This window comes from Nocardiopsis sp. TNDT3, assembly GCF_003427465.1.
GTDB lineage: Bacteria > Actinomycetota > Actinomycetes > Streptosporangiales > Streptosporangiaceae > Nocardiopsis > Nocardiopsis dassonvillei.
This window is the reverse complement of sequence record NZ_QPFC01000558.1, coordinates 1-1,059: the sequence shown is the minus strand read 5'-3', so window position 1 is coordinate 1,059 and position 1,059 is coordinate 1. Positions and strand designations below refer to the sequence as shown.

The following is a 1,059-nucleotide window of genomic DNA, read 5'->3' as shown; positions in this document are numbered from 1 at the left end:
ACGATGGTGGGGTTGACGTTGTCGATCACGGTCTCCCGCGTAATGATCACCTGCCCCACATCCTCACGAGAAGGCACCTCATACATCACCGACAACAACACCTCCTCGATAATCGCCCGCAAACCACGCGCACCCGTACCCCGAATAATCCCCTGCTCAGCAATCGCGTTCAAAGCATCCGGCGTGAACTCCAACTCCACACCATCCAACTCGAACAACCGCTGATACTGCTTCACCAACGCGTTCCGCGGCTCCGTCAAAATCCGAATCAACGCCTCACGATCCAGATCATGCACACTCGTGATCACCGGCAACCGACCCACGAACTCCGGAATCATCCCGAACTTCAACAGATCCTCCGGCATCACCTCACCGAACAACGCCGAACCACCCAGCTCACCCTTGGGACGCAACACCGCGTTGAACCCCATCCCCTGCTGACCCGTCCGCGACTCAATCAACTTCTCCAACCCCGCGAACGCACCACCACAGATGAACAACACATTCGTCGTGTCGATCTGAATGAACTCCTGATGCGGATGCTTCCGACCCCCCTGCGGAGGCACACTCGCCGTCGTCCCCTCCAAGATCTTCAACAACGCCTGCTGCACCCCCTCACCCGACACATCCCGAGTGATCGAGGGATTCTCACTCTTACGCGCGACCTTGTCGACCTCGTCGATGTAGATGATCCCCGTCTCGGCCTTCTTCACGTCATAGTCAGCCGCCTGGATCAACTTGAGCAGGATGTTCTCCACATCCTCCCCCACATACCCCGCCTCCGTCAGCGCCGTCGCGTCCGCGATCGCGAACGGCACGTTCAGAATCCGCGCCAGAGTCTGCGCCAACAACGTCTTGCCCGACCCCGTCGGCCCCAACAGCAAGATGTTGGACTTGGCGATCTCCACATCCTCCTCGCCCGGACGATCCCCCTCCGAACGCACCCGCTTGTAGTGGTTGTACACCGCCACCGACAACGCCTTCTTGGCCTGCTCCTGACCGATCACGTACGAGTCCAGGAACTCGTAGATCTCACGGGGCTTGGGCAACGAGTCCCAG

General features: G+C 59.4%; 1 protein-coding gene. It reads right to left on the bottom strand.

Annotated elements, in window-relative coordinates; all coding sequences use genetic code 11:
* Positions 1-1,059, bottom strand: a 1,059-nt coding sequence (clpX, locus tag DQW06_RS14415) for an ATP-dependent Clp protease ATP-binding subunit ClpX (protein ID WP_117198641.1), incomplete at both ends; no start/stop codon positions are given.